A 25,803-nucleotide genomic window follows, 5' to 3' on the forward strand; every position below is an offset into this window, starting at 1 on the left:
CTTTTCTGTTTTGATGTGTGCAGGCACACTCAGGTCTCTTTTTTATATTTTAAATGTTAATTTTAGCAAAGTCTTTAAATTATATACGTGCATATTATATAGCACCTAAAATTTTGGAGGGATTTCATGGTATCTGTAGGTCAGAAACTACTGGATGTTCCATTCGGGGACATGATCAAAGAAATGGCATTTGCCATTGCAGAGGGACAAACTGCTCTTGACATCAATTCGATAAATGTCGCGCAGGCCCTTGCAGGAACAGAACTTGAAGCCGGGAGTGTAATTCTCTATATAGAGGAAACCGTTGATGATGATGGCAACATCACTGCAACGAATGTGGTTACCAATGACAAACCCATGTCCTTATTGACATATGGTCTTGAGCCACGTTTCTATGAGTTCACCGAATCTATTATCGAGGTCAAGATGACCATTTCTATGAAGATGGAGCATTCCACGGAAAAGAAGTACGGACGTGAGTTCAAGTTCACCAACCAGTCAAAGATAAGCGGAAGCTACAAGTCGGGTGGTCTTGCAGGTCTTCTGTTTGGCAAGGCCAAGGTCAGTGCCGAGAATACAACAAACGTTGCATATACTTCTACCTATAATGCAACATACAAGTCCAAGTACACCTTCAGTGAAGAGGGTACCAGCCTGTTGCGCACAACGCTTAGACCTGTACCTCCTCCGGAGAGGGCCATTCCAACGGTCAGGGTCAAAGAGGCTTCCTCTCAGTAAGATCAATTCTCAGCAAGGTAAATATGGTTCTATGCAGCGGATCAATGCAGCTTTTCTGCATTGATAATCCATTTTTAGATTCAAATTGAAGGAGGTATCTACTTTGTCATCCAAAGATAGTGAGGCTATAGAAGAGGTACTTGTGAGTCCTCTGTCAACCATATTGGGTGAGATGGGCAAGTCCATTGCGCAGACTCAAAGGGCTCTTGATCGTAATTCTATTGATACTCAGATAGAACTGGAAACTGAAGAGTCCCTCAAGGACTATGGTCTGGAAGCCACCTGGTACCATATCCCTGAAGTGGACATTGAGCTTAAAATGGCCCTTTCAATGGGGTATGAGGAAGAAAGGGATTCTAAGGACCGTGTCAGAGGGTACAGAAGGGTTTTGAATGCAGCACCTTTGAATGCTTCGTACAAATCACTGAATTCCTATGCTGTGGAAGGCTCAAGCATCCTTAAAGCGAAAATAGTATCGGTTCCTCCGTCTTACAGGAATGTGGAAAAGTGATGTCCGGAGGGGTGGAATGAGTGACATTAAAGAACTCAGGCAAAACATTGAACGTTTTAATAAGTCAACAACGGCAACATTAAAGAATCAGAGCTATAATCTGATATTAAAGAACATTGAAAATATTGAATCTGAGCTTGTGGATACCCAAAAGGAGCTTTCAGCGAAAACAGATGTACTGGAGCAGTTGAAAAAACGTAATCTGATCTTAGAACAGGATTATTCCGTTCTTAATTCCAGGGTACAGGAAATATTAAAAGAAAAGGCTGAGGCTGAGAGGAAACTGGAGCAACTTTCACGCACCAGGCCGCAACTTTCTTCTTCAAATCTTGTAAAGGCATTCCGCGAATCCCTTGAGCAGATGGACAAGAGCATGAATGAAGACTCTTCAAGGATGAGCTACAGTGTCAGTTCCATGAACATCAGACTCATGACAAATATTGCCGTGGAGGGTAATGAACTGCGTTTCCAGCTTCCAAAAGCTGATGATGTTATTCCTGCGGGTAACATGAGCCAGGTCGAGTTCACAATAAAGCCCTCGCTCAAAGAACCGGTTTTTTCAGGTTATGCAGATGTGCCTGATATAATTGGGCTGGATATCGATACTGCGGCATCTATGTTGAAAAATGCAGGTTTTGCCATGGGTGAGGTAATTGAAAAGGATAGTACAATTATGCAGGGAACGGTATTGTCACAGATACCTTCAGGCAACTCAGTTGCAAAACCGGGGGATGCTGTTGATATGGTCATATCCCGGATAACATTGGTTACAGTTCCTGATCTTGTTGGTATGGACCTGGGTGCTGCTAAGAAAGTTCTGGAAGCTGGCAGGCTTGTCTGTGGCAAGGTGACAGAACAGGCAGATGCTTCACGGCCAGGGACAGTTCTCAGTCAGTCCGTAGCTTCGGGTGAATTTGTGGATATAGGGACACCTGTAGATCTTGTGGTGGCGGGTTCTAAAACAGAGTTTGCCGCTGTTTCAGGAAAGAGCAAGGAAACTTCCGGTCCCAGTCCTGTTATTGCAGGAGCTGTGAAGGACCTGAAAAGGATATCTTCGACCAATCCTTCGATCAGGTTATCTTCGTCCCGAACCCCGTTAAAGTGAAAGGAACAGTCTTCATGCCTGTAGAAACACATTTGATAAGGGTTGCAGACAAAGCAACCCCTTCCCAGGTAGAGGCTATTCTTAAGGCTCTTGTTAATTGCGGGGCCCGTATAGATGTGGTTGTGCAGAAAAGCATAATTGCTACTTTTAACAGTGATCATGTTGATTCCATAAGAAGGAAACCGGGGGTCCTTCTTGTGGGGGGTGTCCATTTAAGGGGAAGGACCGTACGGAAGGTTGTAAAACAAAGTTCTGAATTACCTTGATTTGTATGTGGTCACCGTCCGGACCCTGTTGCGGAAGAAAAAGAGATAAAAAAGAATAATGTTTAGCACATCTCTTAGAGTCCTATGTCTTTGATATGTTCCATTATCTCTTTTTTTGTCTCTTCATTTCCAAGAGCAAAATCTATGATGGCTTTTACGTATTCGACCTTGTCTCCGGTGTCATATCTTTTGCCTGTGAACCTGTACGCATAGATTTTCTGCTCTTTATTAAGAAGGCGAATTCCGTCGGTCAGCTGTATCTCGTTTCCAACACCTGCGGTGGTCTGTTTTATACAATCAAGTATCTCGGGTGTGAATACGTATCTTCCGATGGCACCTATGTTAGAAGGTGCCTCCTTTGGATCTGGTTTCTCGATTATGTCTTCCAGTATGTAAAGTGATTCATCCATTGGTTTTCCCTGGATTATTCCATAATTTCCTGTCTTCTCAGGAGGGACTTCTTCCACTGCTATGGTTGAACGGCCATATTTCTGGAAATTATCTATCAATTGTTTTGTGCAGGGGGTTTTATTTACTATGATATCGTCACCAAGAAGTACGGCAAAGGGCTCGTCATTAATGTGTTTCTTTGCGGTGAGGATAGCGTCGCCAAGTCCTCTGGGTTCCTTTTGCCTTATGTAATGAATGTCTACCATGGAAGAGATATCCTGTACCATCTTCAGCAGTTTGTCACTGTTCTTCTGTCTGAGGTGGCTCTCAAGTTCGGGAGAGTCATCAAAGTAGTCTTCAATGGACCTCTTGCTCCTTCCAGTTATGAATATAATGTCATCGATGCCTGAAGCTATGGCTTCTTCGACTACATAATGGATAACGGGTTTGTCTATGACAGGTAACATTTCTTTAGGCATGGATTTTGTTGCCGGCAAGAACCTGGTCCCCATCCCGGCAACAGGAATCACTGCTTTTTTTATTTCCATTTCATCATCCCTCTTCAGACTATGTTTGACCGCATGATTGTTTTAGTATGCTGAATGATCATTGTTCTATTGTTCTTATTTTTGATTTTTCTATCGGTTATGTCCTGAATCGACATGTGATCTGAATTAACCTGCATTAATTGACCTGTATTATATGTACAATGACTTTAATAATCTTCTACTAAAATACCAGAAGTTTCCCTGCAAGCCGGGTGGCTTTATAAATCGATGCTGTGGTAGTTATTATATGGCTTAAGATGGAGTAAGTGGAGGAGGGTGGATTACTATCTTATAGGATCAATGCCATGGTGCAATTGTTTCATTGTCCTTGAATATGCTTGCAGGGATGCCTTGCATATCGTTCTTTTGATGAAATTCCTGCAAAGGTTTTATATACGATATATTCCTTTAATGGCGCAACGTTAGATTACATTGGAATATGGATATCTGACCGGATTAAGATTACAGTGCGAAAAAGTCGGATTTAACATGAAGTATGACCGGGCCTCTTCACGAATGCCCGCTAACACGAAATGTGTTAAGATACTGGGATGTTTAGATCTTTTCGAGATGACCACTCAGTAATGCCTTTGGGTATACGGAGTTCGTTGATGACTGGAAGAATGTACAGCTTCGGTGTTGAATGCGTACCATAAGGGTACGTGGAGTCTGCCGTCTCATGTCCGCTTCATACTCATCTGCGGTTCCTGCCTGGCTTTCTCGCGTAATATGGCCTTGCAGTTTTGCATAGGTCCCAAGAAGTAAATGTGAAATTAGGAGAATAAGAATGGCAAAAGGACACAGACCAAGACGAGGTTCACTCGCTTTCAGTCCGCGCGTAAGAGCAAAAAGCCACATACCAAGGTTTAACTCATGGCCTCAGGCAGCTGGAGAACCAAAGCTCCAGGACTTTGCAGGTTACAAGGTAGGTATGACCCATGTGGTAATGATAGATGACACTAAGAACAGTCTCACAGAAGGCATGGAGATCTCAGTACCGGTAACTGTTGTAGAGACTCCTGCTGTCCGTGTAGCTGCCGTCCGTGCCTACACCAGCTCGACATACGGTGATAAAGCACTTTCTGAAGCCTGGGCAGCAGAACTTGATGAGGGTCTTGGAAAGACGATTACACTGCCAAAGACATCAAACACAGAGTCTGCTCTTGCAAAGATGGAGGGGCTGATCGATGAAGGCAAGGTCACGGATATAAAAGTTATCAGTTATACGTTACCAAAGAAGCTGACCGGTGTTCCGAAGAAGAACTCCGATATAATGGAAACAGCAGTTAGTGGTTCTGATGTAAAGGCAAAGTTCGAGTATGCTAAATCCATACTTGGCTCGGAAGTGAAGATCACTGATGTTTTTGATGAAGGCACATTTGTGGATGTGGCAGCTATCACTACCGGAAAAGGTACTCAGGGTCCTGTTAAGAGATGGGGTATCAACCTGGCAAAGAACAAGCACTCACGTCAGGGTAGTCTCAGGCAGGTCGGTACACTTGGTCCGTTCCATCCTGCTCATGTGAGCTGGAGGGTCCCGCAGATGGGTCAGATGGGTTACCACCAGAGAACCGAGTACAACAAGCGTATACTGAAAGTAGGCACAGACGGAGAGGAGATTACTCCGGCAGGCGGTTTCTTGAACTACGGTCTTGTACGCGGAGAATATGTCCTTATCAAAGGAAGCATCCCGGGACCATCAAAGAGGCTTGTAAGACTCAGGGACCCGATGAGATCAAAGGTACCTGCTATGGGTGAACCACAGATCGTTCACGTAAGCACACAGTCCAAGCAGGGGTGAACTGAATGGTTACAGCAAAAATTATAGATCTATCAGGAAATGTGAAGGGAGATATCGAGCTTCCTGGCGTTTTTGATGAAGTATACAGGCCTGATCTTATTAAGAGGGCAGTTCTTGCAGCCCAGGCGAACAGGTATCAGCCATATGGTCCGAAAATGTATGCAGGTATGGAGACATCTGCAGCATCATGGGGTTCTGGAAGAGGTGTTGCACAGATACCCAGAATTGTCAATGGAAGCCGTGCAGCAAGGGTTCCCCAGGCAGTTGGCGGCAGAAGGGCACATCCTCCAAAGCCAGAGGCTGACAGGACTGAAAAGGTCAACAAAAAAGAAAGGCGTATGGCCATACGTTCTGCAATTGCAGCTACTGCGGATGCAGGACTTGTAAAGGCTCGCGGACACAGGTTCGATGCACAGCTTCCACTGGTGGCTGCAGATGAACTGGAAAACATTGAGAAGACAAAGGATGTTGTAAGCTTCCTGCAGAATGCAGGTGTCTATGACGATGTGCTCCGTGCAAAGGATGGAAGGAACATCCGTGCAGGGAAGGGTAAGCTTCGTGGAAGAAGATTCAAGAACAAGAAGAGTCTGCTGATAGTTGCAACATGTGACAGCCCGCTGGTGAGGTCCGCAAGGAACCTGGCAGGCGTGGATGTAGTGTCGGTAGATACTCTTAATGCTGAGCTCCTTGCTCCGGGAACGCATGCAGGCAGATTAACAGTCTGGACAGAATCTGCAATATCCTCTCTGGGAGGGATGTTCGAATGAACGTTGTAAAGTATCCTTTTATAACTGAAAAGGCAATGATGCTGCTTGAAGACAATAAACTTCAGTTCATTGTTGATTCCCGTGCAAACAAAAAGCAGATCAAGGCCGATGTGATGAAAATGTACGGATTCCCCGTGGTATCAGTCTGTACGATGAGTACGATGAAAGGTCTGAAAAAGGCGGTTGTTACTTTCGAAGGTACGGAAGCAGCTCATGAAATTGCGACCCGGATAGGTCTAATGTGAGGTGAATATAGATGACCAAAAGAATCATATCACAGAACAGGGGTCGTGGAACTCCTACTTACAGGGCACCTTCACACAGGTACAAAGCCTGCCTTAAACATCCCCGTGTTGATGAGGGCACTGTTTATGGTACCGTGATCGGGATCACTCATGATCCTGCCCGTTCGGCTCCAATCGTAAAAGTTTCATTTGATAATGGCGAAGAACGCCTGATCATAGCACCAGAAGGTATAGCAGTAGGCGAAAAGATAGCATGTGGCATATCTGCGGAGATAAAACCCGGTAACATCCTGCCCCTGGCAGAGATCCCGGAAGGTATTCCCGTATGCAACATCGAGTCCAGGCCAAATGATGGCGGCCAATTCGCACGTGCTTCAGGTGTATATGCAACGGTCATATCACATGACCGCGGTAAGACAGTTGTTCAGTTGCCATCAGGCGAGATGAAGTGGTTAAACCCCAAATGCCGTGCAACTATAGGTATCGTTGCAGGTGGTGGCAGGGTTGACAGGCCTTTCCTTAAGGCAGGTAAGAAGTATCACAAGATGAAGACAAGAGCTGCAAAATATCCCCGGGTATCAGGTATTGCTATGAATACCATAGACCATCCGTTTGGTGGAGGTAACCGCAAGCATCCTGGTAAGCCAACAACCGTGGGTAGGAATGCACCTCCAGGTCGTAAGGTAGGTCAGATCGCAGCACGCAGGACCGGAAAGCGTTAACCGGAGGTTAATACATGGCAAAGAAATCATCATCAAGATTACCAAAACGAAAAGGTGAATATACATACCGTGGAAAGACGGTAGCAGAACTCCAGGCTCTGGGTATTGATGAGTTCATAAGTATGTTGCCTGCACGTGAGCGCCGTACTCTCAGGAGGGGCTACACAGAAGGCAGGAAGAACGTCGTTCAACAGCTCAGGGATGGAAAGGACAATCTGAGGACCCACTACAGGGATATTATCATATTCCCTGAAATGGTCGGCAAAAATGTAGAAGTATATAATGGCAAGTCATTTGTGGCATTTGAGATCCAGCCCGAAATGATCGGACACAGGTTTGGAGAATTCTCCCCTACAAGGCCAAAAGTTTCCCACGGAAGCGCTGGTGTAGGAGCTACCCGTTCGAGCAAGTTCGTGCCACTTAAGTAAGGTGAGATCATGGCAAGAATCGGATATTCTATAGAAATGGACCCAAAGGCAAGTTCAAAGGCAATGGGTGCTGAACTTCATATCTCCCCGAAAAAGTCACGCGAACTTGGCAAGGCGATCAAAGGCATGCGTACCAGCGTAGCTCAGAAATACCTTGAAGATGTCGTAACCATGAAACAGGCAGTTCCTTTCAAGAGGCACTGCGATGGTTCCGGACATAGGAAAGGTCCGATGGCAAACGGCCGGTACCCTGTAAAAGTTGCTGAGGCGTTCCTCAAGATCTTGGAGAATGCCAGGAACAATGCTGAATACAAGGGGCTTGACTCTGAGCGTATGTACATCGCACATGTTGCTGCAAAACGTGGACGTGTGATCCATGGTATGAGGCCAAGGGCACGCGGGCGTGGCAGTCCGAAGAACACAGACACTGTGAATGTCGAGATTATTTTGAACGAGGTGCGTTAATGGCAATAGAGAAGAAGTTCGTTCAGGAAGGCTATGTAAAGGCCTCAATGAACGAATATTTCGCAAAACAGCTCAGCAAAGCCGGATACGGCGGAATGGAGATCAACCGTACCCCGATGGGTACACAGATAACCGTCTATGCTGAAAAGCCGGGTATGGTCATTGGTAAGGCAGGTAAGGTCATCCGTAAGCTTACCCGTGACATCGACAGGATGTATAACATAGATAACCCCCAGATCGATGCACAGGAAGTTAAAAAGCCGGAACTTAACGCCCAGATGATGGCTACACGTCTTGCTTCTTCTATAGAGAGGGGCTGGTACTTCAGGAAAGCCGGTCATAATACCCTCAGGGCGATTATGAACTCCGGTGCATTGGGCTGTGAAATAGTTATCTCAGGTAAATTAACAGGTGCAAGGTCAAGGGTTGAGAAACTCGTTGATGGATATATCAAGCACGCCGGAAAACCTGTTGATGATATCGTAGATGAGGGTTTCGCAACTGCTGTCAAGAAGCTGGGGACCCTTGGCTGTAAAGTTAGGATCATCCCTCCGGGAGCGGTATTACCTGACTCTTTTGATATCAGAAAGGTCGTAGAGGAAGAGAGTGTCGAAGCTGTTGTAAAGGAGACTGCAAAGGCTGACATCACAGAACTCGTAGACAAGGAATCAGAAGGCGAGGTCGCGGATGAGGAGGAAGCAGTGGAAGTTGCCGATATTGAAGAGGCAGGAGTCACCGAAGAAGCTTCAGCTGAGGAAGTTGAAGACGAATCCTGCGCAGATGAGGCAGCAGAATCTGATGATTCAATTCCTGTAGAAGATCTCGGAGATGAACAGCGCAGGCTGGTTGATGGTGTATGGCAGCATAAGCATGAAAGCTATGATTACTGGCATCCGGTTGCACGTGTCCACAAGGAGGAGAAGTAATGGCAATTCTTCGAGTAAACGAGATCAGGGATATGTCTCCGGAAGAGAGGATGGATGAGCTTGAGAAAATGAGGGATGAACTCATTCGCGAGCGTGCACTTTCATCAGCTGGTGGTGCTCCTGACAATCCCGGAAGGATTGGCGAGATCAGGAGAACCATTGCCAGGATAAAGACCATCCAGAATGAAAAGAAGGAGATCTGATTTGGAGATCACTCCTTATAAATTGGTATTCCACGAACTTATCGGATTGCAGGTGGAAGTGGTAGAGGCAGCAAACCCCGCTTTAAAAAAAATACGCGGCAAAGTGGTTGACGAAACGAGGAATATGATGATAATTCAAACAGAGGACGGAACTGAGAAAATGGTTCCAAAAAACGGAACAACCTTTGTGTTTCAGATACCTGCCCACCTGTCCGGTAAACATGCCAGAAGGTATGTTATGGTGAAGGGGAACCTTCTGCTCTCACAACCCGAGAACAGAACAAAGAATATTAGAAAAATACACATGAGGTAATAATCATGGTTAAAGATATTGGATTGGATGTCCCAGCTCCCCAGGAGGAGTGTGACGATGTCAATTGTCCTTTCCATGGAACACTCCCTGTTCGCGGACAGGTCCTTGTAGGGACTGTTGTAAGCGATAAGATGGACAAGACCGTGGTCATCCAGCGTAAACATGAGATGCTGATCAAGAAATATCAGAGATATGAGAAGAGGCAATCCAAGATACACGCACATAATCCTCCATGCATCGATGCAAAGGTGGGCGATATTGTGACAGTGGCAGAATGCAGGCCTCTCAGTAAGACAAAGTCCTATGTGGTCATTAAGGCGGAGGCACAGGAATGAGAGGAATTAGATCCACAGTTCCCCGTGCACTCAATGCCGGTGCCAGGATCGACTGTGTGGACAACACAGGTGCACGTGTAGTGGAGATCATATCCGTAAAAGGATACAGGGGCGTTAAGAACAGACATCCTCGGGCTGGTGTCGGTGATATGTGCGTTGTATCCGTAAAGAAAGGAACCCCGGAAATGCGAAAGCAGATCCTTCTTGCAGTGGTCGTACGCCAGAAGCAGGAACTGCGCCGTCCTGATGGTCTGAGGGTTTCCTTTGAGGATAATGCAGTTGTGATCGTTGACAAGGACGGTATTCCCAAAGGTACCGACTTTAAGGGTCCGGTTGCAAGGGAAGCAGCAGAAAGGTACCCAAAGATAGGTACAACATCATCTATTGTCGTGTGAGGTGTGTGATATGGTATCAAATCAGCCAAGAAAACAGAGAAAAGCCAGGTACACTGCTCCTCTGCACATCAAGCAGAAATATATGGGTGCTCCCCTGTCAAAGGACCTCCGTGAAAAATACGGTCGCAGAACGGCTAACGTGATAATTGGAGATACTGTGAAGGTAATGCGTGGCGACCATGCCGGAACTTCCGGTAAGGTGGAGGCAATTTCCCTGAAACACGGAACGATTGTCGTAGAGGGTGTCACAGTCTCAAAAGCAGACGGTACTGAGGTTGCAAGACCTGTCTACCCTTCAAATGTGATGATCACAACCCTTGAAATGAAGGACAAACGCAGAGAAGAAGTAATCAATAACAGGTGATTTTGTGGGCAAACATCAGAAGAGAATATCTGTCCCTAACAGCTGGCAGGTATCAAAGAAATCTAACAAATGGGTCACATCAACAAGACCTGGTCCACATAACAAGCAGCAGAGCATCCCTCTGGGCGTAGTCCTCAGGGATATGCTGGGTATCGTGGATACCCGTGCAGAGGCAAAGCGTATTCTTTCCGAAGGCAAGGTGCTTGTTGATGGTGTAATCAGGAAGGATCTCAGATTCCCTGTAGGCCTTTTGGATGTTATCACTATTCCTCTAGAGAATGCTGCATACCGCATGCTGCTGGATCGCAAGGGAAGGCTAGAAGTTTATAAACTGACAGATATCAATGCAAACAAGCTTTGCAGGATCAATGGCAAGACCATACTTAAAGGTGGAGCAGTACAGCTAAATCTGAACGATGGTACTAATCTCCTGGGTTCCAACGATTACAAGACAAAGGATTCACTTATCCTCTCACTGCCTGACAAGAACATTGTCAAGCATATCAGTTATGAGGTAGGTAACCTTGCAATGATCATTGGTGGAAGACATACCGGAGAAATAGGAACTATCAAGGAGATCAATACTGTAAAGAGCTCCAAACATAACACCGTCTCAATATCCGGTGACTATGATTTCGAGACAATCGAGGATTTTGTTGTGGTCATCGGTGAAACAGAGCCTGAAATAAAGCTAGGTGGTGAGGTAGTTGAGTAATCCAATGAGAACACCTGTAGTTGAAAAGGTAGTTGTTCACATGGGTGTCGGAGAAAGTGGTCAGCACCTTGTTGATGCTGAAGGCATTCTTAGCGAGATTACCGGACAGTCCGTTGTAAGGACATATTCAAAAAGAACTCTTCCTGCTTTTGGTATCAAGAAAAATGAACCAATTGGTTGCAAGGTAACTCTCAGGGCAGGCCGTGCAGAAGAGTTCCTCAGGACAGCACTTGATATTGTAGAGAGCAAGCTCAGATCTTCCCAGTTTGACAAATATGGGAATGTTGCTTTTGGAATCGAGGAACATACTGACTTCCCAGGCATGAAATACGATCCTAACATCGGTATCTTTGGTATGGATATCAATGTTGTTGTCAACCGCCCAGGTTACAGGATCAGCAAAAGAAGGATAGTAAAGAGGAAAGTTCCTACATCTCACAGGATCACAAAAGAGGATACGATTGCTTTCTTCAAAGACACATACTCCGTGGAGGTTATATAAATGGTTCAAACCACTAAGAGCTTTGGAAGAGGGGCAAGCGAATGCAAGAGATGTGGGAGAAAACAGGGTCTTGTAAGGAAATACGGTATTTACCTTTGCAGGCACTGTTTCCGTGAGGTTGCCCACGATATGGGATTTGAAAAGTATACGTGAGGTGAAAGAAATGGTATTATTAGATCCGCTTGCTGACGCTTTGTCTACTATAAAGAATGCAGAGGCAATTGGTAAGGATTCCTGTATCATCAAGCCCGCATCAAAACTCATCGGTACTGTATTGAAAGTTATGCAGGACCGTGGCTATGTCGGTGACTTTGAGTTCATTGAGGACGGTAAGGCGGGAATTTATAAGGTCGAACTTATTGGTAGGATCAATAAATGTGGTGCTATCAAACCACGTTATTCTGTTGGAGCTGCAGACTTTGAAAGATGGGAAAAGCAGTTCCTTCCGGCAAAGAACTTCGGAACATTGATCTTGACAACCTCTAATGGTGTCATGTCACAGTACGAGGCCCGTGAGAATAACGTCGGTGGACAGTTACTTGCATATGTGTACTGATGGATGTGATGTCACATGGCAAAAGAAATAAAGAAAATAATCCCAATCCCCGAAGGTGTGACTGTCACATTCCAGGGTCAGCTTCTGACAGTATCAGGGCCAAAAGGCAAGGATGAAAGAAGTTTCTGGTACCCGGGTATCACGATAGAGATTGCAGACTCAGAGATCATTGTGGACTCAACAGTCACCAAGAAGACTCAGAAAGCAATGGTTGGAACCTTCGCATCACATATCGATAACATGATACGTGGTGTCACCGGGGGATTCGAATATCGCATGAAGGTCGTCTATGCTCACTTCCCTATGCAACTCAAGGTTGATGGAAAGAAGCTGATGATCAGCAATTTCCTCGGAGAGAAAAAGCCAAGGACTGCAAATATCCTCGGAGGGACCACTGTCAAGGCCACAGCTGATGAGGTAGTTGTTACAGGTATTAACAAAGAGGATGTCGGACAGACAGCAGCTAATATCGAGCAGGCAACAAGGATCAAGAGATTCGACCCGCGTGTGTTCCAGGACGGAATATATACAGTGGAGAAGATAGTGTAGGTGATTTGAATGGATGATAGAACTAAGCGCCTTTTTAAGGTACGGAAAATCCAGAAACATAAAAAACCTGATTTCAAGAGGACAGACAGTCACAAGTACAAGCGCCTCGATTCTAACTGGAGACGTCCAAGAGGTCTTCAGGGTAAGCAGCGCAGGCACTTTAAAGCAAAAGGTGCTCTTGCCCAGGTAGGATATGGAAGTCCTGTCGCAGTAAGAGGTTTGCACCCATCCGGATATGCAGAGGTCCTCGTGTTCACAGTTGCACAGCTGGATAATTTGAATGCGGCGGAGGAAGCTATCAGAATAGCTGCAAAGGTTGGTGCAAGAAAGAAAGCACTCATTGAGGCAAAAGCTGCAGAGCTTTCCATAAAGGTCCTCAATCCTGCAAGAGGTGAGTAAGATGACCGATCTTTCCAACCAGAAAAGGATTGCTTCTGAAGTATTGGATTGCGGTGTCAACAGGGTCTGGATGGACCCTGAAGCTGCAGCAGAGATCGCTGTGGCAATCACCAGGGCGGACATCCGTGAGCTTGTAGAGGCCGGCAGTATCAAGGCAGTTCCTGTTAAGGGAGTGAGCCGTGGCCGTGCAAGGATAAGGGATGCCAAACGCAAATATGGTCACCGCAAAGGACACGGTAAGAGAAAAGGTAAGCAGGGAGCACGTAACCCGCGTAAGGAGCAGTGGATGAAAAAGATCCGTGCTCTCAGGAAGGAACTTAAACAAATGCGTGAAGATGGCTCACTGGACAGGTCAACTTACTGCAAGGTCTACCGCAAGGCAAAGGGTGGAGAATATCGCAGTGTAGCTCACCTGAAATCACACCTTGAGTCACAAAAGCTCATAAAACACGAGGAATGATCATGGCAACAGGACCCAGATATAAAGTCGCATTCAGGCGACGAAGAGAAGGGCGTACTGATTACCACCAGAGGCTCAGATTACTCCTTTCAAAGGAGGACCGTGTGGTAGTACGCAAGAGTTCGAGGCACATGCAGGTCCAGCTTGTAGCTCCTAAGCCTGAAGGGGATGTAACCCTTTCAGCTGCAATTTCAACAGAACTTAAAAAGTATGGATACGACGCATCTACAGGTAACACAACAGCTGCCTACCTCACGGGGCTCTTGTTCGGTTACCGGGCATTGAGCAAAGGATATGAGTATGGTGTTCTTGATATAGGACTTCAGGCATCATCCTCCGGATCTCGTGTGTATGCAACTTTGAAAGGCATCGTAGATGCAGGATTCGAGATTCCTCATGACTCATCTGTTCTTCCTTCAGATGAGAGGGTAAGAGGAGAACATGTGGCAGAGTACATGGAAGACTCAAATCTGCCTGAACTGTTTGATGCAGTAAAGGAAAAGATCTCTGCTGAGTTCAATTAGGTGATTATATGGCATATCAATATGAAGAGGAATGGGTTCCACAGACAAGACTTGGAATACTCGTTCAAGAAGGGCAGATCACTTCCATGGACGAGGCCATCGAATCAGGTCTCCCTATCAGGGAATCCAATATAATCGATATCTTACTACCTGATCTTGAGGATGAGGTTCTTGATATCAACATGGTTCAGAGGATGACAGACTCCGGACGTCGTGTTAAGTTCAGAGCAACGGTCATTGTCGGTAACGGGAATGGTTTTGTCGGTATTGGACAGGGAAAGGACGTTCAGGTAGGACCTGCTATCAGGAAAGCTATCAGCAACGCCAAGATAAATATCATTAAAGTAAAACGTGGATGTGGTTCATGGGAATGTGCATGCGGACTTGAACACACTGTACCTTCTGAGGTACGCGGGAAAGCCGGCAGTGTCATCGTAGAACTTAAACCGGCACCACGCGGCCTTGGTCTTGCTGCAGGCGACACTGCAAGGAAAGTGCTTGAGAAAGCAGGTATAAAGGATGTCTGGACAAGAACTGAAGGTACTACAAGGACAACTCTGAACTTTGCAAAAGCAACATTCAATGCACTGGAAAACACAGGTACTGTAAGGGTCCCTGTGCATCTGGAGAAGAAGGAGGCTTAAAATGTACGCTTTGATCAGAGTGCGCGGGAATGTGAATGTGAGGGGAACCATTCAGGATACCCTCAAGATGCTTCGCCTTCACAGAGTGAATCACTGCGTCCTTCTCAATGACACTCCTCACAACACGGGAATGATCCAGAAGGTAAAGGACTACGTAGCCTATGGCGTCATTGATGCTGATACCCTTGCGGAGATGCTCAGTAACCGTGGCAGACTTGAAGGCGATGTAAAACTTACGGATGAGTATGTGGCTGAGAACACGGACTATGATTCTATCAGTTCCCTTGCACAGGCTATATGTGATGGTAATGCAACACTGAAAGATATTCCTGATCTCAAGCCGGTCTTCAGGCTTCACCCTCCAAGAAAGGGGCATGCTGGTATGAAGAGGACTGTTCAGCAGGGCGGTGTTCTGGGTAACCATGGTGAAGACATCAACAAACTACTGAAGAAAATGAGGTAATGCCATGGCTTCTAAAAAGACCAACACAAAGAAATTCAGAGGATCGCGCACCTGTGGTGGCGGTACTTCCAAGAACAGGCGTGGTGCAGGTAACCGCGGTGGAAGGGGTAGATGTGGTGAGAACGCTCATCATGCAACCCGTGCACTGTTGCTCGGTTATTACCGTGGCCATCAGAAGGGATTCAAGCGCCCTCTGAAAGTTATAAACGACGCTTCTATCGTAAACGTAGGGGAGCTTGATGAACTTGCAGACCAGCTTGTAGAGGATGGTTTTGCGGAATTGCAGGATGACACATATGTCATTGACCTTGCTGTTCTTGATATCGATAAGGTACTTGGGTCCGGTAAAGTGTCCAGGAAACTTGCGATAACAGCAGCTGAGTTCTCTGCAAGTGCAAAGGAAAAGATCGAAAGTGCAGGAGGTTCTTGCACCGAGATAACTGAGTAATGCCATTTGGCATTACATATTTTATTTTACATTTATGCAATGTAAAGGGTACATATTTATTAATGTTTAAATCTATGTAGGTGTACTTTACCTAATAATTGCATGGATTTTCCATTCAAAGGGTGGAATTAATGAGTCTTAGAGATAGTTTGGAACCAATTTTCAATAAATTGCCTGCGGTTGCAAGTCCGGAGGGGCACGTCCATTTCAAAAACAAACTTATGTGGACACTCGGTATTCTTGTGCTCTATTTTGCTCTTGCTAATGTACCGCTGTTTGGATTGTCAGCGGATTCGATCGATCTGTTCGAATCCTATAGAGCATTCTTTGCCGGGGCATCAGGTTCTTTGATGCTTCTGGGTATCGGTCCTATTGTTACTGCGTCCATTGTCCTCCAGCTTCTTGTTGGTTCTAACGTCATTAATCTAGACCTGTCAGATCCTTCAGATCAGGCGTTCTTCCAGGGCTCACAGAAGGCTCTGGTCCTTGTAATGACCGTGCTTGAGGCACTACCACAGATATTTGGTGGTTTCATTCTGCCGGATGCAGGTCTTGCAGCAACCCTGGGTGTGGATGTAGGTGTTATTACGTTCATTATCTTCATACAGATCTGCATAGGCGGAGTGCTTATTCTCTTCATGGACGAGATAGTTTCCAAATGGGGTATAGGTTCAGGCGTAGGTCTTTTCATTGTAGCCGGGGTTTCCCAGCAAATAGTTACCGGTCTGTTTAACTGGACAAGTGATTCAAGTGGCCTTCCAACAGGTTTCTTCCCTAAATGGATATACATCATTCAGAATGTCGAGGCGGAATTCCTCTTTTCCGGTGATGGTATCATGTTCATGCTGATAACAGGTGGCATACTTGCACTGGTTAGTACGGTTATAATCTTCCTGCTTGTAGTTTATGTGGAAAGTACACGTATCGAGATCCCTCTGGCACACAGTGCGGTGAGGGGTGCAAGGGGTAAGTTCCCTGTGAAACTCATATATGCTTCAGTCCTGCCAATGATCCTTGTAAGGGCACTGCAGGCCAATATCCAGATGATGGGCCTTCTGCTAAGCAGCAGGGGAATAAATTTCCTCGGAGAGTTCAATGGTTCTACTCCTATCAATGGTGTCATGTATTATCTGGCTCCCATCAACAGTCCGTACGACTGGATCCCGTCTCTTGTGAGGGAATCTTTCACAAGTATGGGTGCTCCTGTGCCTGCTGTCTGGCAGATCGGACTGCATGTGTTCGTTGATGCGGTCTTCCTGATCGTCGGTGGTATAATATTTGCCCTGTTCTGGATAGAGACCACGGGAATGGGTGCAAAGCCAACTGCCAGGAAGATATTCAATTCAGGTATGCAGATTCCGGGTTTCAGAAGGAATGTTGGAAGCATTGAAAAAGTAATGATCAGGTATATTCCGAAAGTGACCATCATTGGCGGTGCCTTTATAGGTTTCCTGACGCTTGTTGCAAGTCTCCTTGGTACTCTTGGAGGTGCGGGAGGAACTGGTCTTCTGCTTGCTGTAAGTATTGTATATCGCTTGTATGAGGATATTGCTTCTGAGCAGATGATGGAGATGCATCCGATGATAAGGTCCTTCTTTGGACAGGATTAAAGGTGTTGATCAATGAATATTGCATTATTTGGCCCACCGGGTGCCGGCAAAGGCACCCAGGCAAAGGAATTATCAAAGCATTATAAGATCCCTCATATCTCAACAGGGGATATCTTAAGGGCAAATGTACGTGACGCAACGGAGCTGGGATTAAAAGCAAAGGAATACATGGATAAAGGCGAACTTGTTCCCGATGATGTTCTCATAGGACTTATCAGGAACAGGCTGACAGAGCCTGACTGTGAGATGGGTTATCTTCTGGATGGCTATCCGAGAACCATTCCGCAGGCAGATGCACTGACTGATATCCTGGCTGAGATCAATAAACCACTTGATGCTGTGATCAATATCGAGGTAAGTGATGAAGAGCTCGTAAAAAGGCTCAGTGGACGGCGAAGTTGTTCATGCGGTGAAAGTTACCATTTGATGTTTAACCCTCCGGAAAAAGAAGGTGTATGTGATGCATGCGGTTCAGGGCTCTACCAGAGGGACGATGACGGGGAAGAGGTCATACTCCAGAGGTTAGCTGTATATAATGAGAAGACCAAACCTTTGATAGACTATTACGGCAATGAAGGTCTCCTTGTGAATATAAATGGTGCAGGTGCTGTGGATGAGGTATTCAGGGATATCTGCAATGTAATGGACCAACACAAATAAACCCATCTCAAAAGAGGCTATCACTTGGTTACAGAAGAATTTAAGAAAAAGCTGGATCGATTTCTCCTGGCTTTTGGTATTTCTCTCATGGTCGGTATCCTGATACTGGGAGAAGGGTTCAGGGATTCTCTCGGGCAGGCAATGAGTCTGATAATGGACCCGGTAGTGACCATCCTCGGAGCGGAGAATTTCCATATCGTGCTCTTCATAATGGCTTCCATTACTGCACTTTACGCTACCCTGATTCAGAAATATACCATCGACTGGGATCTGATGCGTAATACGCAGGAAAAAATGAGAGTTTTCCAGAAGGAATTCAGGGAAGCTCAGCTTTCAAACAATACGGCCCTGATGAAGAAAATGGAGGAAGAGCGCTCCAGGATGATGCAGGATCAGATGGAGATGTCAAAGCAACAGTTTAAGCCAATGGCATATATCAGTATAATCTCCCTGCCACTGTTCATGTGGGCTTACTATTATATTAAAGCACATGAAGCGGCTTCTTTTGTGTTTCCTTTCTGGGGTCAGCAAATATTGATAGACACGATCTGGGGTCCTTTCCAATACTGGATATTCTGGTATTTCATAGCCTCACTGGCTGTAAGCCAGCTCATCAGAAAAGCTCTGGATGTCGGTGGAGTATAAAGTGTTACTGACTATTAGCGGTCTTCCGGGGAGTGGTACAACCACCGTTTCCCGGTTACTTTCTGAAAAACATGGTATGGAAATGATATCTGCAGGAGAGGTTTTCCGTTCTCTTGCAAAAGAGTATGGGATGAACCTTGCAGAGTTTGGTGCGTTAGCAGAGTCTGATGATAGTATAGACCAAATGATAGATGAACGTCAGAGGGAAATTGCTTCCACACGCGATAATATCATTCTTGAGGGCAGGCTTGCAGGTCACATGGCTGAAAAAGCCCTTAAAGTATGGCTCAAGGCTTCTGCAGATGTCCGTGTTAAGAGGATAGTTAGCAGGGAAGGTGGTTCTTTTGAGGATAAACTTAAGGAGACCATAGAGCGTGAAGCCTCAGAAGCTGTCCGCTATCGGACAATATACGGAATAGATATCAATGATCTTTCTGTCTATGGCCTTGTTATCGACTCGGCGATCTGGGATCAGTTCCAGATAACAGATATAATATCCTGTGCAATAGATAACTGTTCTTATTTCTGACATGTGACAAATGAGGAGTTTCTGGCTGATCATATGAGTCCTGATATTTTACCCTCGGAACATAAACGGGAATTGGTGCACAAGGCGCAAGCCATGACCAGTCCGTTATATGGTTGTTCTCCCTACAAGCGTCCTGTCAGGCAATATATAGAGATGGGTGTTGTCAATCTTGACAAACCGGCAGGTCCCACAAGTCACGAGGTCACAGCATGGGTAAAGAGCATCCTTGAACTGAACAAGGCCGGACACTCCGGTTCACTTGATCCTGTAGTAACGGGTGTGCTTCCCATAATGCTTGGCAAAGCAACCAAAAGCGTTGCAGCCCTTCGTTTGTCAGGTAAAGAGTATATCTGCCTTATGACCTTGCATGAAGCTGTTTCTGAAAAAAAGATCCGTAAGGTATGTAAGGAGTTCCAGGGTCCACTTTTTCAGATGCCACCTATAATTTCTGCGGTCAAGCGTGCAGTAAGGGTGCGGCATATCTATTATCTTGAGATTCTCGATATAAAGGAAAGATGTGTCCTTATGCGGGTTGGCTGTGAAGCAGGCACATACATGCGTAAATTATGTCATGACATAGGTGTTGCGCTGGGTTGTGGCGCACACATGCAGGAGCTTCGCAGGACGAAAACGGGTCCTTTCCGGGAGGATACGCTTGTGACCCTTCAGGATCTGAAGGATGCCTATGTTTTCTGGAAAGATGACGGGGATGAATCTTTCCTGCGTCAGGTTGTCAGGCCCATGGAAGAAGGTCTTTCACATCTTCCAAAAGTCATTATCCGTGACAGTGCTGTTGATGCGGTATGTCGGGGTGCGGCAATTGCAGTACCCGGTATATTAAGCCTTGACGGCAATATCAAAAAAGGAGATGAAGTCTGTCTCTTTACTTTAAAAGGCGAAGCTGTAGCATTATGCAGATCTCTCATGGAGTCCGGTGAGATGCTTCAGAATGAGCATGGAATCGTGGCTACGACCGAAAGAGTAATAATGGATGCTGGCACTTATCCGCAAGGCTGGCACAGCAAGCCAAAGTAATCAGTGTGCCGAGGTAGTCTAGCGGTAGGGCGCAAGCCTGGAAAGCTTGTGGGGCATCCGCCCCTCGGGAGTTCGAATCCCCCCCTCGGCGCCATCATATCATATGTGATAGATGGTTGCATTTTGTTTCGATTTTTCAGTTTTCTCCTTTTCTGCTCAATAGCTTAAAATAGCCGCAAGGCTTTTGCGCTCATCACAATACTATGAGATTAAACACCATTCAGTTTCTGGCAAGTGCCTCCCACGTGATGTCCAATATTTTCATTCCTATATTTGCCATATCTCTAGGAGCATCGTTTTTTGAAGTAGGTTTAATAACTGCAAGTTTCAGCCTTGCATCATTTGTCTCATCTTTTATATTTGGAAAGGCAGCTGATATAAACCGGCTCAGGCCAATTGTTCTCATAGGTTTGCTGATGTCTGCATTTGCTTTTGCATTGCAGTTTTTTGCAAATGATACTTTTTCCCTGATCGTTATCCGGGCCATGGTCGGTTTCTGCATGTGTATATATCCTGCAGCACTCACTGTTTATGTCTACTATCAAAAAGAAAGTATTGGCAAGTTCAGTTCATTCGGTTCTCTTGGCTGGATGGCAGGTTTTCTGGTCGCTGGTCTTGTTCAGGATGTCAGGTATCTGTTCATTCTCTCTTCTCTGTGCTATTGTATATCATTTGCCAGTGCGCTGGAACTTAAGGACATTGAAAGACCTTCTTTGAAGGTGGGATTCTTCTCACTGGGAACATTCAGGAAAAATATTGCAACCTACATGTCCGTGTTTGTAAGGCAGTCCGGTGCTGCAGCAGTATGGACTGTATTACCGCTGTATCTTGCATTCCTCGGAGCATCTGTAATGTGGATAGGGGCAATCTATGCTATTAATCCGTTACTGCAATTCCTTATTATGCGCAGGCTGGACAGGTTCAGGAATGAACTACTTATAAGATGGGGTTTCATCCTGTCAGGAATTGCCTTTTTTGGATATTTCCTTTCTGATAGTTTCATCCAGATAATTCCTGGAATGGTTTTTGTTGCATTCGGCTGGTCTTTCATGTTTGTTGGTGCAAACCAGCTGCTTATGGATAAAAATGAGGAAAAAGCAACAGCTGCCGGTATCCTTAATTCCGTGATAGCCGCAAGCAACATAGTGGGTGCTGTCCTTGGTGGCATGATGCTCCAGCTTTATGGTTACAGGGAGACGATGTTATTTGCTTTTCTTTGTTCCCTTGCAGGTTTCTTCATATTCAGGATACTTGACAGATCATTTTTACAGGAGGGTGCTTAAATTAAGATAGGGTCTGATTTGTTACAAAAGAAATTTTAAAGCAGGTTTTTATCCAGCTTTTATTCATCTTTCTTTTTTATTCTCCGTGTCTTTCTGGTAACCTGCATGGGAAAGTATTTATGCAATTAACCTATAGACAAAGCTCACCTGTTTTACTATCTGTTCAACATGAATAATGTTAAATAAGAAAAATAGTATATACAGGCGAGTTATTCTATTAATCTTTAGAATTGCCTGCCCCGTGTAATGGGGTGTGTCGAAACCTATGTTTCGAGGCTACAGGACTTAATGTCCCTAAGGAGGAATTAATAATGGCAGACGAAGAAATAAGACATTTAGTCCGTATCATGAATACTGACCTTCAGGGCAGCCAGCCCGTAATGTACGCCCTGACAGGTATTCGCGGTATCGGACTTCGGACTTCAAGGATCATAGTTGAAAACACGGGTATCAACCCTAAAGAGGTCATCGGTTATCTTTCAGATGATGACGTTGCAAAACTCGATGCAGCTATTGCTGATTTCGAACAGAACCTTCCTGCATGGATGCTCAACAGATGTGCAGATCCAATTTCAGGTGAAGACAAACACCACCTGGGTCAGGACATCCTGATGACCCTCAGAGAAGATCTTAACAATCTTAAGAAGGTCAGGGCATACCGTGGTCTCAGGCATGAGAGGGGCCTTAAGGTCAGAGGTCAGAGGACAAAGTCCACAGGAAGACGTGGCTCAACCATTGGCGTAAGCAAGAAGAAGTGAAGGTGATCTTATGGGATACCCAGGTAAAAAGAGAAAGAGTTATGATACTCCAAAACACCCGTGGCAAGCTGCCAGGATGGCCAATGAAGTCGAGCTTCTAAAGAAATACGGTCTCCGTAACAAGAAAGAGCTTTGGAAAGCAGTCAGTATCCTTAGAAGGTACAGGGCAGATGCCCGCAGGATACTTGCAGAGTCTGCAGAAACCGAACTTGCCGGTCACCTCAAAACAGAGTCCGACCAGATCCTTGCAAGGCTCAGGAGATATTCGATCCTTCCATCAGATGCAAATGTGGATGATATCCTTGCATTGCAGACAGAATCTATCCTGGAACGCAGGCTGCAGACCCAGGTATACAGGCTAGGTCTTGCAAGAACTCCAAAGCAGGCAAGACAGTTCATCACACATGGACATATTGCCATTGATGGTCAGAAGGCAACAGTTCCTGGTATGCTTGTCTCAAAATCTGAAGAGATGCTCATCGATTACTACGGCAATTCACCACTTACCAGCGAATCACATGCTGAAAGGCCGGCACAGATAGCTTCATCAGTTGCAGGAAAGGAGGAGTAAGTTCATGGCATCAAATGGAATATGGGGTGTAGCAAACATAAAATGCTCATTCAATAATACTATCATTACAGTAACCGATATCACCGGTGCTGAAACCATCGCCAAATCATCCGGTGGAATGGTTGTAAAGGCAGCACGTGATGAAAGTTCACCGTACACTGCTATGCAGATGGCAACACAGCTCGCCGATATCCTGAAGGATAAGGGAATTGAGGGTATCCATATCAAGGTGCGTGCACCCGGTGGGAACAAGCAGAGAAGCCCGGGTCCCGGGGCACAGGCTGCTATCAGGGCCTTTGCAAGAGCAGGTATCAGGATAGGCAGGATACAGGATGTAACTCCTGTGCCGCATGACGGTACCCGTCCAAAGGGTGGAAGAAGAGTATAAATATAAAATGGATATGAACTCATGACAATGGAAGTAGACATACTTGAACTGTCAGAGAGGTCTGCAAAGTTCATTCTGTCAAATGCAAATGCATCCTTTGCGAATGGTATAAGGAGGGCAGCGCTCTCAGATGTACCTACTCTTGCGATTGATGACGTGAACATCTATAACAACACCTCAGTCCTCTTTGATGAACAGCTGGCTTTGAGGCTGGCTCTTATCCCTCTGACAACGGACATTGAGGAGTTCGTACCTGTTGAAGAGTGTACATGTGGTTCAGAATGCCCTGCATGCAAGGTATCTCTGACCCTCAGTGCAGAAGGTCCGAGAATGGTATATTCGGGTGATCTGGTGTCATCCGATGAAACAGTCCAGCCGGCTGATCAGAATGTCCCTATTATCGATCTGAAGGACGGTCAGAAAGTAGTCCTTGAAGCCATTGCTCATATGGGTTATGGTCATAATCATGCAAAATGGCAGGCCGGTGTTGCCTGTGGCTACAAGAATATGCCGATTGTCAGTTTCGATAACTGTGATCAGTGTGGTGCCTGTGTGAGTGAATGTCCACAGGGTATAATACATATTGGTCAGAACGGAGCGGAAATATCCGGTGATGATATCCTTAAATGTATTCTCTGCAAACTCTGTGCATCGGTATGCGAAATTGATGCTATCACTGTTTCCGAAGATGAAAATTCGTTCATTTTCACCATGGAATCCGATGGTTCATACTCGGTTCAACAGTTAATTATAAATGCAGGAACAACTATTAAGGAGAAAGCCAGCCGGTTGGGACAGATTTTAGAGTCCCTCTGACATGGTTTAGGAGATTTACTCTCCTTTGATTTATAGGAAACTTTCTCGATGCGGGGGTTGCCCAGCCAGGCCAAAGGCGCTAGGTTGAGGGCCTAGTCTCGTAGGAGTTCGTGAGTTCGAATCTCACCTCCCGCACCAGATATTCCTTATTATTACATTATTTAAAGACCATTATAATATTTTGTTCTTAATTAATTTCAGACAAATCGTGTGCGGGGGTTGCCCAGCCAGGCCAAAGGCGCTAGGTTGAGGGCCTAGTCTCGTAGGAGTTCGTGAGTTCGAATCTCACCTCCCGCACCATGTGTTTTCAATTGCTGTTTCGGTTAGGTAGTTCGCAAAATCATTTGCGATTTTATGTACGGCCAGTCTTCTAAAAAAACAAAAATAATTCACACATGTGTTCTGGAATGCTGTCTTACTTCCTCTATCTCTGCTTTTCCAAGGTATTTCAAAAAATGGGCTGCACGGGTGCTTGTATTTATGTGCTTTTCTTTCATGCGGGATTGATATACACGTATGGATCGCAGGAAATCTATTTTACGGAATTCCGGCCAGAAGGGTGCACAGAAATATGCTGCACATTCACTTCCGTTGGCCTGCCAGGGAAGGAAATTCGATACTCTCTCATCTCCTCCGGTTCGGATTATCAGGTCAACATCCGGAAGAGCAGTACTCCCGCAGGGATAAAGGTGTCCGGATATCGTATCTTCATTGATGTCTTGCGGGTCAAGCTCCCCTGCCTCAACCTTTGAGGCAATTTCCCTTACTGCCTGGACTATCTCCTGTCTTCCTCCATAGGCAATTGCAACATTGAGATTGAATTTATCATATGCAGAAGTTACAAGTTCCACATTTCTGATAGATTCACGCAGGTTCAGAGGCAACTTTTCAATATCGCCAATTGCATGTACTCTCATCTTTCTTTCATGTGTTCTTTCATCCACACCGATCTGATCGAATTTCACTCTGATAAGATCAAATAGTTTATCTTTCTCATCATCAGACCTGTTGAAGTTCTCAGTAGAAAACGCATATATGGTAAGGTGTTCAATACCAAGTTCACAGGACCATTCCAACACCTTCTCGGTCACGTCAGCACCTATTTTATGGCCGAAAGAACTTAAATGGCCAAGCTTGCGGGCATATCTGCGATTCCCGTCCATAATGATGGCCACGTGTCTGGGGACGTGTTCATTTTTTACTTCCTGGGTTAGCAGACGTTCGTAGCCTTTATAGAATACTCGGGGTATGCTTCTTAAAATGCTTGACACTCCCGTGCTCTGACGATTTAATCATAAGTTATGTATCTATTTGAAAGCTTCCAAATACGAAAAAGAAATCCTATCAGTAATTGTCAAGAACCGACCTTACAATATCCCTGTAATCTTCTTTCAGCAGGTATATGTTGTGGTCACCGGTGACATCAATGCTCAGGATGCCAAGCCTGGTGTTCATAAGTCCCACCATTGCCGATACTCCCCTGTAGCTCACGTCAAAATCCGTATTATGAAGATGCTCGTACACATCACCTGTAGTAAATTTGCCACCATTAAGGAACAATTTCAGTACGACTTTGCGTATACCTGTATCATCGCGACTAAGATATTTGATCAACCTTTCTCTTACCCGCTCTTCAATCGTTTCCAGTACAAACACCTCTTTTTTTCAATATGTTATTTTATGTTATAAAGCTATTTATTTGCAGTAGCTTTAAATGTCTTGATGA

The 25,803-nt window shown here is 45.4% G+C and carries 40 protein-coding genes and 3 tRNA genes; 40 read left to right on the forward strand and 3 right to left on the reverse strand.

Annotation, left to right across the window (positions count from 1 at the left end):
- Positions 1-126: 126 nt before the first annotated feature.
- The 4 genes from V7O64_RS12110 to V7O64_RS12125 all read left to right on the forward strand — a co-directional run bounded on the left by V7O64_RS12110 (position 127) and on the right by V7O64_RS12125 (position 2,620).
- Complete coding sequence (locus V7O64_RS12110; protein ID WP_407355635.1) at positions 127-738, forward strand: hypothetical protein; 612 nt, start codon at positions 127-129, stop codon at positions 736-738.
- A 103-nt stretch (positions 739-841) separates the two neighbouring features.
- The gene (locus V7O64_RS12115) at positions 842-1,249 is read left to right on the forward strand and encodes a hypothetical protein (RefSeq protein ID WP_407355636.1); all 408 of its coding nucleotides are present in this window, start codon (positions 842-844) and stop codon (positions 1,247-1,249) included.
- Positions 1,250-1,265: 16 nt separating this feature from the next.
- A complete protein-coding gene (locus V7O64_RS12120) occupies positions 1,266-2,354 on the forward strand; it encodes a PASTA domain-containing protein (protein ID WP_407355637.1) in 1,089 nt (362 codons plus the stop codon).
- A 14-nt stretch (positions 2,355-2,368) separates the two neighbouring features.
- Positions 2,369-2,620 (forward strand): hypothetical protein, encoded by a 252-nt coding sequence (locus V7O64_RS12125; RefSeq protein WP_407355638.1) that lies wholly within the window; start codon positions 2,369-2,371, stop codon positions 2,618-2,620.
- Positions 2,621-2,694: 74 nt separating this feature from the next.
- On the opposite strand, the gene galU is transcribed toward V7O64_RS12125, so the two are convergent.
- Positions 2,695-3,558 (reverse strand): UTP--glucose-1-phosphate uridylyltransferase GalU, encoded by an 864-nt coding sequence (galU, locus tag V7O64_RS12130; protein ID WP_407355639.1) that lies wholly within the window; start codon positions 3,556-3,558, stop codon positions 2,695-2,697.
- 787 nt (positions 3,559-4,345) lie between these two features.
- Between galU and rpl3p the strand changes: the two genes are divergently transcribed.
- The 36 genes from rpl3p (at position 4,346) to V7O64_RS12310 (ending at position 24,377) form a co-directional block, all read left to right on the forward strand.
- The gene (gene rpl3p / locus V7O64_RS12135) at positions 4,346-5,359 is read left to right on the forward strand and encodes a 50S ribosomal protein L3 (protein ID WP_407355640.1); all 1,014 of its coding nucleotides are present in this window, start codon (positions 4,346-4,348) and stop codon (positions 5,357-5,359) included.
- A gap of 5 nt (positions 5,360-5,364) precedes the next feature.
- Complete coding sequence (rpl4p, locus tag V7O64_RS12140) at positions 5,365-6,126, forward strand: 50S ribosomal protein L4 (RefSeq protein WP_407355641.1); 762 nt, start codon at positions 5,365-5,367, stop codon at positions 6,124-6,126.
- Positions 6,123-6,371, forward strand: coding sequence for a 50S ribosomal protein L23 (locus tag V7O64_RS12145; RefSeq protein ID WP_407355642.1), 249 nt, complete (start codon positions 6,123-6,125; stop codon positions 6,369-6,371). Before rpl4p ends, V7O64_RS12145 begins: the two co-directional genes overlap by 4 nt.
- An 11-nt stretch (positions 6,372-6,382) precedes the next feature.
- A complete protein-coding gene (locus V7O64_RS12150; protein WP_407355643.1) occupies positions 6,383-7,093 on the forward strand; it encodes a 50S ribosomal protein L2 in 711 nt (236 codons plus the stop codon).
- Positions 7,094-7,107: 14 nt separating this feature from the next.
- A complete protein-coding gene (locus V7O64_RS12155; RefSeq protein WP_407355644.1) occupies positions 7,108-7,521 on the forward strand; it encodes a 30S ribosomal protein S19 in 414 nt (137 codons plus the stop codon).
- A gap of 9 nt (positions 7,522-7,530) precedes the next feature.
- The gene (locus tag V7O64_RS12160) at positions 7,531-7,986 is read left to right on the forward strand and encodes a 50S ribosomal protein L22 (RefSeq protein ID WP_407355645.1); all 456 of its coding nucleotides are present in this window, start codon (positions 7,531-7,533) and stop codon (positions 7,984-7,986) included.
- Positions 7,986-8,912 carry a 30S ribosomal protein S3 gene (locus V7O64_RS12165; RefSeq protein WP_407355646.1) on the forward strand — a complete coding sequence of 309 codons (927 nt, stop codon included), beginning with the start codon at positions 7,986-7,988 and terminating at the stop codon, positions 8,910-8,912. The genes V7O64_RS12160 and V7O64_RS12165 overlap by 1 nt, the downstream gene beginning before the upstream one ends.
- Positions 8,912-9,115 (forward strand): 50S ribosomal protein L29, encoded by a 204-nt coding sequence (gene rpmC / locus V7O64_RS12170; protein ID WP_407355647.1) that lies wholly within the window; start codon positions 8,912-8,914, stop codon positions 9,113-9,115. Before V7O64_RS12165 ends, rpmC begins: the two co-directional genes overlap by 1 nt.
- Positions 9,096-9,428 (forward strand): ribonuclease P protein component 1, encoded by a 333-nt coding sequence (gene rnp1, locus V7O64_RS12175; protein WP_407355648.1) that lies wholly within the window; start codon positions 9,096-9,098, stop codon positions 9,426-9,428. Before rpmC ends, rnp1 begins: the two co-directional genes overlap by 20 nt.
- A 5-nt stretch (positions 9,429-9,433) precedes the next feature.
- Complete coding sequence (locus tag V7O64_RS12180; RefSeq protein ID WP_407355649.1) at positions 9,434-9,763, forward strand: 30S ribosomal protein S17; 330 nt, start codon at positions 9,434-9,436, stop codon at positions 9,761-9,763.
- Positions 9,760-10,158 carry a 50S ribosomal protein L14 gene (locus V7O64_RS12185; RefSeq protein ID WP_407355650.1) on the forward strand — a complete coding sequence of 133 codons (399 nt, stop codon included), beginning with the start codon at positions 9,760-9,762 and terminating at the stop codon, positions 10,156-10,158. The genes V7O64_RS12180 and V7O64_RS12185 overlap by 4 nt, the downstream gene beginning before the upstream one ends.
- Positions 10,159-10,168: 10 nt before the next feature.
- On the forward strand, positions 10,169-10,522 hold the full coding sequence (rplX, locus tag V7O64_RS12190) for a 50S ribosomal protein L24 (protein ID WP_407355651.1): 354 nt from the start codon (positions 10,169-10,171) through the stop codon (positions 10,520-10,522).
- Positions 10,523-10,526: 4 nt separating this feature from the next.
- On the forward strand, positions 10,527-11,237 hold the full coding sequence (locus tag V7O64_RS12195; protein ID WP_407355652.1) for a 30S ribosomal protein S4e: 711 nt from the start codon (positions 10,527-10,529) through the stop codon (positions 11,235-11,237).
- Positions 11,238-11,241: 4 nt separating this feature from the next.
- A complete protein-coding gene (locus V7O64_RS12200) occupies positions 11,242-11,739 on the forward strand; it encodes a 50S ribosomal protein L5 (protein ID WP_407357345.1) in 498 nt (165 codons plus the stop codon).
- Entirely contained in the window at positions 11,740-11,892 is a 153-nt protein-coding gene (locus V7O64_RS12205; protein ID WP_091709280.1) for a 30S ribosomal protein S14, read from the forward strand.
- 10 nt (positions 11,893-11,902) lie between these two features.
- Complete coding sequence (locus tag V7O64_RS12210; protein WP_407355653.1) at positions 11,903-12,295, forward strand: 30S ribosomal protein S8; 393 nt, start codon at positions 11,903-11,905, stop codon at positions 12,293-12,295.
- Between the two features lie 15 nt (positions 12,296-12,310).
- The gene (rpl6p, locus tag V7O64_RS12215; protein ID WP_407355654.1) at positions 12,311-12,844 is read left to right on the forward strand and encodes a 50S ribosomal protein L6; all 534 of its coding nucleotides are present in this window, start codon (positions 12,311-12,313) and stop codon (positions 12,842-12,844) included.
- 9 nt (positions 12,845-12,853) lie between these two features.
- Entirely contained in the window at positions 12,854-13,243 is a 390-nt protein-coding gene (locus V7O64_RS12220; protein WP_407355655.1) for a 50S ribosomal protein L32e, read from the forward strand.
- 1 nt (position 13,244) lies between these two features.
- On the forward strand, positions 13,245-13,703 hold the full coding sequence (locus V7O64_RS12225; RefSeq protein ID WP_407355656.1) for a 50S ribosomal protein L19e: 459 nt from the start codon (positions 13,245-13,247) through the stop codon (positions 13,701-13,703).
- A 2-nt stretch (positions 13,704-13,705) separates the two neighbouring features.
- On the forward strand, positions 13,706-14,227 hold the full coding sequence (locus V7O64_RS12230) for a 50S ribosomal protein L18 (protein WP_407355657.1): 522 nt from the start codon (positions 13,706-13,708) through the stop codon (positions 14,225-14,227).
- 8 nt (positions 14,228-14,235) lie between these two features.
- On the forward strand, positions 14,236-14,871 hold the full coding sequence (locus V7O64_RS12235; RefSeq protein ID WP_407355658.1) for a 30S ribosomal protein S5: 636 nt from the start codon (positions 14,236-14,238) through the stop codon (positions 14,869-14,871).
- A 1-nt stretch (position 14,872) separates the two neighbouring features.
- Positions 14,873-15,334 (forward strand): 50S ribosomal protein L30, encoded by a 462-nt coding sequence (locus V7O64_RS12240; RefSeq protein WP_407355659.1) that lies wholly within the window; start codon positions 14,873-14,875, stop codon positions 15,332-15,334.
- A 4-nt stretch (positions 15,335-15,338) separates the two neighbouring features.
- Positions 15,339-15,782: an uL15m family ribosomal protein gene (locus tag V7O64_RS12245; RefSeq protein WP_407355660.1), complete on the forward strand. Its 444-nt coding sequence runs from the start codon at positions 15,339-15,341 to the stop codon at positions 15,780-15,782.
- A 131-nt stretch (positions 15,783-15,913) separates the two neighbouring features.
- Positions 15,914-17,392 carry a preprotein translocase subunit SecY gene (gene secY / locus V7O64_RS12250; protein WP_407355661.1) on the forward strand — a complete coding sequence of 493 codons (1,479 nt, stop codon included), beginning with the start codon at positions 15,914-15,916 and terminating at the stop codon, positions 17,390-17,392.
- Positions 17,393-17,404: 12 nt separating this feature from the next.
- A complete protein-coding gene (locus V7O64_RS12255; protein WP_407355662.1) occupies positions 17,405-18,052 on the forward strand; it encodes an adenylate kinase in 648 nt (215 codons plus the stop codon).
- 24 nt (positions 18,053-18,076) lie between these two features.
- Positions 18,077-18,697 carry a DUF106 domain-containing protein gene (locus tag V7O64_RS12260; RefSeq protein ID WP_407355663.1) on the forward strand — a complete coding sequence of 207 codons (621 nt, stop codon included), beginning with the start codon at positions 18,077-18,079 and terminating at the stop codon, positions 18,695-18,697.
- Position 18,698: 1 nt separating this feature from the next.
- Positions 18,699-19,226, forward strand: a complete 528-nt coding sequence (gene cmk, locus V7O64_RS12265) for a (d)CMP kinase (RefSeq protein ID WP_407355664.1) — start codon at positions 18,699-18,701, stop codon at positions 19,224-19,226.
- A gap of 33 nt (positions 19,227-19,259) precedes the next feature.
- Entirely contained in the window at positions 19,260-20,261 is a 1,002-nt protein-coding gene (locus V7O64_RS12270; RefSeq protein ID WP_407355665.1) for an RNA-guided pseudouridylation complex pseudouridine synthase subunit Cbf5, read from the forward strand.
- Positions 20,262-20,268: 7 nt separating this feature from the next.
- A tRNA-Ser gene (locus V7O64_RS12275) sits at positions 20,269-20,355 on the forward strand.
- Between the two features lie 154 nt (positions 20,356-20,509).
- Entirely contained in the window at positions 20,510-21,544 is a 1,035-nt protein-coding gene (locus tag V7O64_RS12280; protein ID WP_407357346.1) for an MFS transporter, read from the forward strand.
- A 311-nt stretch (positions 21,545-21,855) separates the two neighbouring features.
- Positions 21,856-22,302, forward strand: coding sequence for a 30S ribosomal protein S13 (locus V7O64_RS12285; RefSeq protein WP_407355666.1), 447 nt, complete (start codon positions 21,856-21,858; stop codon positions 22,300-22,302).
- Positions 22,303-22,312: 10 nt separating this feature from the next.
- The gene (locus V7O64_RS12290; RefSeq protein ID WP_407355667.1) at positions 22,313-22,873 is read left to right on the forward strand and encodes a 30S ribosomal protein S4; all 561 of its coding nucleotides are present in this window, start codon (positions 22,313-22,315) and stop codon (positions 22,871-22,873) included.
- A 4-nt stretch (positions 22,874-22,877) separates the two neighbouring features.
- Complete coding sequence (locus V7O64_RS12295) at positions 22,878-23,261, forward strand: 30S ribosomal protein S11 (protein WP_407355668.1); 384 nt, start codon at positions 22,878-22,880, stop codon at positions 23,259-23,261.
- Between the two features lie 21 nt (positions 23,262-23,282).
- Positions 23,283-24,077 carry a DNA-directed RNA polymerase subunit D gene (locus V7O64_RS12300; protein WP_407355669.1) on the forward strand — a complete coding sequence of 265 codons (795 nt, stop codon included), beginning with the start codon at positions 23,283-23,285 and terminating at the stop codon, positions 24,075-24,077.
- A 50-nt stretch (positions 24,078-24,127) separates the two neighbouring features.
- Positions 24,128-24,215: transfer RNA gene (locus V7O64_RS12305), tRNA-Leu, on the forward strand.
- 74 nt (positions 24,216-24,289) lie between these two features.
- Positions 24,290-24,377: transfer RNA gene (locus V7O64_RS12310), tRNA-Leu, on the forward strand.
- An 89-nt stretch (positions 24,378-24,466) separates the two neighbouring features.
- On the opposite strand, the gene uppS is transcribed toward V7O64_RS12310, so the two are convergent.
- Positions 24,467-25,348: a polyprenyl diphosphate synthase gene (gene uppS, locus V7O64_RS12315; protein ID WP_407355670.1), complete on the reverse strand. Its 882-nt coding sequence runs from the start codon at positions 25,346-25,348 to the stop codon at positions 24,467-24,469.
- Between the two features lie 73 nt (positions 25,349-25,421).
- Positions 25,422-25,733, reverse strand: coding sequence for a DUF2551 domain-containing protein (locus V7O64_RS12320; RefSeq protein WP_407355671.1), 312 nt, complete (start codon positions 25,731-25,733; stop codon positions 25,422-25,424).
- Positions 25,734-25,803: the final 70 nt, after the last annotated feature.

It is taken from the genome of Methanolobus sp. WCC5, from assembly GCF_045690325.1.
Lineage (GTDB): Archaea > Halobacteriota > Methanosarcinia > Methanosarcinales > Methanosarcinaceae > Methanolobus.